General features: G+C 41.4%; 4 protein-coding genes, 1 tRNA gene and 1 pseudogene. All 6 read right to left on the bottom strand.

What is annotated here, in order from left to right; genetic code table 11:
• Window positions 1-2,675: pseudogene (locus tag ACF8FD_RS06990) on the bottom strand (hypothetical protein); the annotation flags it as partial.
• Entirely contained in the window at window positions 2,672-3,178 is a 507-nt protein-coding gene (locus ACF8FD_RS06985) for a DUF2280 domain-containing protein (protein WP_392453292.1), read from the bottom strand. The pseudogene ACF8FD_RS06990 and the gene ACF8FD_RS06985, both read right to left, overlap by 4 nt.
• Before the next feature lie 52 nt (window positions 3,179-3,230).
• Window positions 3,231-3,872 (bottom strand): putative metallopeptidase, encoded by a 642-nt coding sequence (locus tag ACF8FD_RS06980; RefSeq protein ID WP_392453291.1) that lies wholly within the window; start codon window positions 3,870-3,872, stop codon window positions 3,231-3,233.
• Window positions 3,823-4,269: a hypothetical protein gene (locus ACF8FD_RS06975; protein ID WP_279679481.1), complete on the bottom strand. Its 447-nt coding sequence runs from the start codon at window positions 4,267-4,269 to the stop codon at window positions 3,823-3,825. Before ACF8FD_RS06975 ends, ACF8FD_RS06980 begins: the two co-directional genes overlap by 50 nt.
• Before the next feature lie 350 nt (window positions 4,270-4,619).
• A complete protein-coding gene (locus ACF8FD_RS06970) occupies window positions 4,620-4,961 on the bottom strand; it encodes a hypothetical protein (protein WP_151706677.1) in 342 nt (113 codons plus the stop codon).
• 955 nt (window positions 4,962-5,916) lie between these two features.
• Window positions 5,917-5,993 (bottom strand) — tRNA-Met (locus ACF8FD_RS06965).
• Between the last annotated feature and the right edge of the window lie 577 nt (window positions 5,994-6,570).

Genomic DNA, 6,570 nt, shown 5'->3' with positions numbered 1-6,570 from the left:
ACCGAACCTGCAAGAATTTGTTCAGCAAAGCCTTCGGTTAAATCCGTTTTTAAGACAGATCCAATCACTATGTCTGACCAAGAAGCAGCGGCTGAACTATCTCGATAGGACACACTCACTGTCACAGCCGTCGCTACTTCATTTAGGCTTAAGGTATAGGTCTCACTGGTATTTTCATACTTAATGGTCATCCCCAGCATACCAGCAGCAATTGCTTCTTGGTCGGTATTATATTTGCCATAAAATGGCTGCATAATCTTCTCGCGTTCGATCGCTTCAAGTGTGGTGCTTGGGGTAATATTCATCGTACGAGACGCATAGTTGATCGTGCCTTGTTGTTGCCCCTCACCATTGATTAAACGTCCTGTAGTTGCATCAATCGGCAAATCGCGCAGCTCAACTTCACCTGTGTAGCTCATATACTTTACAGGTACACGTACTTTTACAGACTTAGGGATCAATGCTGCGGATCCGTTATCCAGTTCAATAGCAATGGTTCCACTAGTCGGTACTGCAGTCACCTGAACTGAAGACTTAGACCCTTTCTGACCTGATACATTGAACGTGGTACCACCATTGGGTAATAAGATCGGCATCAGCTTGGCCATGCCATCCGCATAATCAATGGTTCCTGTGGCATCGCCTATAAATTGTCCTTGACCGTTATCGGTTGCAGACTTTGCCACACCATTCAGTAGCCAATTGACAGTTAAACTACCTGCCACAATCGAAGCATTTACAGGGATCTCAACATAGGCTTTATTGATGGTTAATCCTGAACGTTCTTGAGCCGTGATCATGTTGCTCCACGTCATCAGGATTGCACTTCCAACGTCGGCGAGTTCACCTGTCGTTAATGACATGGTGCCCGTATCGTAATCGATGCTTCCTGAGCCAAAGGATGAATCAGAACCGCGTAATTGCCCTGCGCCATTATCTCGAAGTGTATAGACTTGATTCTGGACCAAGAACGATACCTGCAGAGTACCAGGTGAAGGCAGCGGTACAAGATTGCGCAACCATGTAAAACCACTATTCTCTTGATTCACATAGATTGATTTCGACTCAACAGGTGCTGTTACAGCTGCTGCAGGCAAAAAACTAATCTCAAGATTCGTTGTTCCTTCGATTGCGTTTGAATTCCAGACGATGGAACCATTCTGATAGTTAATTGTTCCAATGGATGTACCTGATGTATTTTTAAGCTCCCCACCCACGTCGCTAATCGCTGAGCCAAACAAAGTAAACTCTACTGATTTCGGCATGATCGATGAGCCAATATACAAACTTGAAACAGTACTAATGGTGATGTTGCTGAAAGTCTTGATCAGTACTCCATCTTTAGCTTTAACCAAGGCTACGGAATCACCTGCAGCATTGATATTCACCATAGGAGTTTCTGTCTGTGCTGATGGAACCAACTGCGTATACACATCTTGTGCGACCACAGAATAATCCCCAACACCAGCTCCCAAACCATCAGCATCGTAAAAGAACAAATTTAGTTTTTGCTCTAAGCAAATATCAATCGCCTTTTGGGTTGTTCCAAAGATGTCATCGCCAATGCCTGACCAAGTATCCAAATACTGCAGAACAATGCCATGACGTGCGGCAAAGGAGTTTTTATCCTTACCCTCATCCGCCACATCAAGTGCACCATTACGCTCACCCGATGGCTGTATATCGAGTTTTAGGTGTAAATCTACAGCTGCTTCAACCCATGCCGATGGAATCAATACACCCTCAACTGAAGCGGCGTAGTCAATATCAACCTCTTGGGCTAAGACAATGTCGTCAAGCGTCGCAATTTGCTTTTCATACCACGGATGAATCAGCTTCCCATGGAGTGAGACAGTCCAGTTTTTATCTGGGTTGTCCCGCCACGCCATCGTAAACACGGCGTAACGTCCGCTGAATCGATCTTGATGAAACTTGTCCCCGATACCGTTTGGAGTTGATCCCTTGATATGAACGTTGGTGTTCTGCGATATAGCTGCATCTACAGCTTCTTGACGCTCTACGAATGCCCATTCATCAAGAAAGTACATTGTGGTACGTCCACCACGGCCAATGTTGTCTCCAGCCTCGCCCGTAACGGTCGCACCATTATCAGGATTGATAATACGCATGTAGTTGTCGTGGACCTTTTCGACAAATCCTTTCGGCTTCATCCAATCAGGAAGTTTTGAGAACATATCTCGGAACTTATGCAACAGCGTTTTAGGGTCACCCTTTTTATCAACTAGATCCTCTTTGCGACTACCCACACCACCAGCAAAGCCCTCTACAAATAACCATCGATGCAGATAAAACCCCAGCACAACATAACTCATACCTTCATCACGACTCTTCTCAATGAGGCCATGAGTTTGAGTGCTTTCCCGCTCAAGTAACCAGTCGACCAATTCAACTTGACCAGGGCGAAGTACAAACGGAATATTTGCCGGTAATCCAAAAGGCATCCTCCTTGGATCGTAGGTCCACACCCAATGATTAAACCAATGTGCTGGATCATTCTTACACTTATATATCTCAGCCTGAATGCTGAGTTCGCTTTGTTCTATTACTGCTCGGTAATAATAGCGTCTGGTCATCTCAGCAATGACTTCAGGCAAACGTGTGTTAATCGTCCACTCTTTAATGAGGGGCGCTATTTCTTCAATTGCGTAACTCATAATTTGCCATTAATTGCTAAGCGAGATAGCTCTTGTGCTGACATCCCAGCAAGCTGCTCAGGGGTATACATTGCAGGGCGCTGGCTGTGCTCTGTTTCAGTTTTAATCGCACCACCATCTTTGCCCGTAATCTCTAACTTGCGCTCATAATGGCCTTTCACGATCTTCTGAATTTGATCAATCAACTTAATCGACATCACCACATTGCCTTTCTTAGAAACCAAAAGGTCACTCAAGATTTGCAATTGAATAATGTCGTTTGCACCGATGATGTTGTAGATCGGCTGATCAATATATTTCTTCCGTGCTTCATGGAATAAATCCACTAACTCTTGCGATAGATCCGCACCTGCAGTCTTTGTTGGGTCATATGATTCCACCTGTTGCGGGGAAACATCTATCTTGAAGTTTTCCTTGATGGCCACCACCAACTCAGTAGGAGTCATAAACTGTGCAAGTGACCGAACAATAAAGACTTTTTCTGCTTTTTTAAGCCTTGCCATAACTCACCATCCATCAAGGTACATCAAGGTAAGTGGGCAAAAAAATTTGAAACTAACCTATTACACAGTTCCCACAACACGCAGACACATTAAAATCAGATACAAACGGCGCATTCTTTGAGATTTCGACTAATCGCTTAACACTGTCGCTTGCACCCCAACGTTTGACAACACCATAGAACTCTTCGACGTCATGACCCGCTAAGTAATGCTTTGGTAAGCCGGTATTGTCGCTGTAAATAATTTCGTCGTCTTGATCACGTTCTACGCCGATGTGATAAAGCTCATGCTCAATCAATGCACAGAAGTCATGATCTGAAGCTTGCTCACAGAATGATGCATCTATAGTGATTAGATAAACAGGCACACAACCAAACCAGTCGCGCATCTGTTGTTCTTGCCGAGCTTTCTTCCATCCACCTTGGTTAAACATCACTTTTTCACATTGCCCCAGTACCATCCGCTTTTTAGCCATACATGCAGTTGATGCCCAAGCAAATGCTAAAAAGGTTTCATCATCGTGTAGTAGCTCAGCGATATGGTCATGATCTGGATTGTGGAGCTGGCCGCCAATGGTTAGATAGTTTTTAATCACCCATTGTTTTAATTCCACGGCGGGCGCAAGGCGAATCGCTTCTTCTTCCTCAGCCTGGTCTATGAGATCCGTCGGTGGGAATGGTCTGATTTGTTCCATCTTCTATTCTCTCTAACTGCGACTTAATCCAACGAATCACACTACCCGACTCAATTGCATGTGGCTCAAAACGCTCAATCTTGTAACCCATATCTTCAGCCAGATCATACTTATTAAATTCGTTTGCCACTTTACGACCACCACGCCCGACGGCCCAAGGACTACCTGCTATTTCAATAAGAAGTCTCAGCTTCACAATATAAAAATCGAATCGCCAATTTTTAGTGGATTCAAATTGAAATTTACGCTCATAGCCAATCAGGTGTTCTTCTAATTCTTGGAATAGGGCTTCTTCAGCTTCTAGGTATTTTTCTTTTGCCTTTGGTAAAGGTTTAGAGCGTGGTTTGGTTTTAGGTGGGCGCTTTTTGGTTTTCCAGAAGTAGTCGTCTGCGTTCATATTTTGCGCCCATTAAAAAACCACCCGAAGGTGGTTCGCTTAAAACAACATCGACATTTGCCCAAACTCATAAATCGTTAATGCAAGGACAAAGGCCGAAACCGAGATTATAAGCACATCTTGTGAAGCCATACTTTTCTCCCTTTATTGTTCTTTTTTTATACTCTCACAACTAGAAATATTTTCAACACTAAAAGAATACATTTCTCACAATTTACAGTGATAGATATGTAAGAAATTATACAAAAATGAAGTATTAGTTAATTAGTTGTATAGGGTCATTCTTATATTCTTAATCCGCTCTTTCAACTTAATCATGATGCTATCAATCACCAGCAACTCATTACGAGTCAAGCTAGAACATCTGAAGATTCAAATTTCCTCTTATGCCCCAAGATATCTGATTTACACCAATATTCATCTAACTGAGTGTTAATTAAATCTTCTTCCATAGATTCGAGAACATAAAAAAGCCTTAACTCTTCATTTCTTTCTAGAATCTTAAGTTTATATTTTTCTATTTCAGCCACTCCAGGCTTGGCAATAACTTTCTGAAACCCAGCGCTAAATATTATTGGTGCAACTGGTTTTTCGTATTCACATTGCCACTCTATTTCGTCAGCAACTCCCCCTACAGCTAAAATTTCCCTAACCTTACCTGCAGCTACCCCACCAATGACCGCGATTTTCATAAAAATCTCGATATATAATGTAAAAGTAGATTGATAACATATTAAAATATTTAAACAAGCACAATATTTTAACAAATATTTTCTAAGCTTCAGTTTATATCTAATTACCTACATCCCATATAATGAAGCTATAGGTTATGTATATTTTATTAATAAGAAAAAACCCCGCCAATAATTCATATTGAGCGGGGTTTATGTGCCGTAATCCGTTCGGCAAAAAGGAAATGTAAATTACTTAATAAAAAACCCGCTTACCTCTCCCAAAGTAAGCGGGTTAAATTTGCGCTTTATTACTAATTCTTTAATTCATCTTTATTTTTCACAGAATATAATCCCATTGTTTCACTATGATGAATAAATCACTCAATTTCTTAAATATCACTTAATTTCTTTCGAGCAATCACGACACACCTTGATTTCTTCATCATCAATCGTGTAATCGATCTCAGTCGCACCATGCAGGCCGAATAAGCACATCAGTAATCTAAGCATGATTTTACTCCTGGCTAATCAAGCATTTTAACTTGGTGTGATTACACTAATATTTCTCAGGGCAATAAAAAAAGGATGTGGTGATCTGCCACACCCCTGCCTATAGTTCGATATTAATCAGCTCGGCAACTGATCTACCGCTACTCACAATCACATCAACCTTACATGCACGGTCAACTTCACTTGCTTTCATTCTCATTAAGGTCGGGTTGCCAAGCCCTAGCTGGAATTGCCTAAACCATCTAGGCGTTTACTCAAGGCATGTTCTGTAAGCTGGCACACTCACAGGATATGGTTGCCATATTTCAGGCATTAAAAAAGCCCAATCATTTGACCGAGCTTTGATGTAATTAAATATCTGGGTGGCGGCATTAAAATTTAAACCACTACGATTAAAGTTAAGCCGCCATAAAAAAAGCCTAATCCACGGGGACTAGGCTATAAACTTTGAATCTTTTTTCGTTGGTAGCGGGAGCTGGATTTGAACCAACGACCTTCGGGTTATGAGCCCGACGAGCTACCAGACTGCTCCATCCCGCATCAACGAGTTAGCTTTATACGCCCTAAGCAACCACAAAGCAAACTTTATTTGAAATATAAGCACTTATAGTATTAACGAAATTCAAAATATCTTAAGCCTACCCTAAAATTGCTTCAGTTATAAATGCTGGATGAGATGCTCGATAGAGGCTCAATCTTCTCTTTTCACGCTCTAAAAACAACTTGGGTTCTTGCGACCATATTGATTTTCTCGAATCAAGCCCGGATAGACCTAGTGCCCAATCAGAAACAGCCCCATAAACAAAAGTATTATCTGCGAAAATTAATTTGGTCTTGTTATGTGTACTATTTATAAGAACTTTATGTGTTGGTAATGAACCGAATACACTAATCTGAGTGTAAATGTATTTATAGATTTCAGGCATATAGAGGAGCACTTAAAAGAGAGTGTCACTATACCATCTTAGTTGTTTAAAAAGCCCATCAAAGCCCATGCAATTTGTATACAGCAATAAAAAAGCCCTACATCTCTGTAAGGCTTTTCCCCTTGGTCATTTGCGCTGATACAAGGAATCGTTGTTTTTTTATTTACAACAAAATAATTAAATCATTAATC

Source organism: Acinetobacter sp. TYF_19 (assembly GCF_043105125.1).
Taxonomy (GTDB): domain Bacteria; phylum Pseudomonadota; class Gammaproteobacteria; order Pseudomonadales; family Moraxellaceae; genus Acinetobacter; species Acinetobacter johnsonii.
This window is presented reverse-complemented; position numbering and strand designations above follow the sequence as displayed.

Bases quoted from the DNA above. Each gene is read 5' to 3' on its own strand.
- ACF8FD_RS06975 (WP_279679481.1), bottom strand. From the start codon at position 4,269: ATGAACGCAGACGACTACTTCTGGAAAACCAAAAAGCGCCCACCTAAA.
- ACF8FD_RS06980 (WP_392453291.1), bottom strand. From the start codon at position 3,872: ATGGAACAAATCAGACCATTCCCACCGACGGATCTCATAGACCAGGCT.
- ACF8FD_RS06985 (WP_392453292.1), bottom strand. From the start codon at position 3,178: ATGGCAAGGCTTAAAAAAGCAGAAAAAGTCTTTATTGTTCGGTCACTT.
- ACF8FD_RS06970 (WP_151706677.1), bottom strand. From the start codon at position 4,961: ATGAAAATCGCGGTCATTGGTGGGGTAGCTGCAGGTAAGGTTAGGGAA.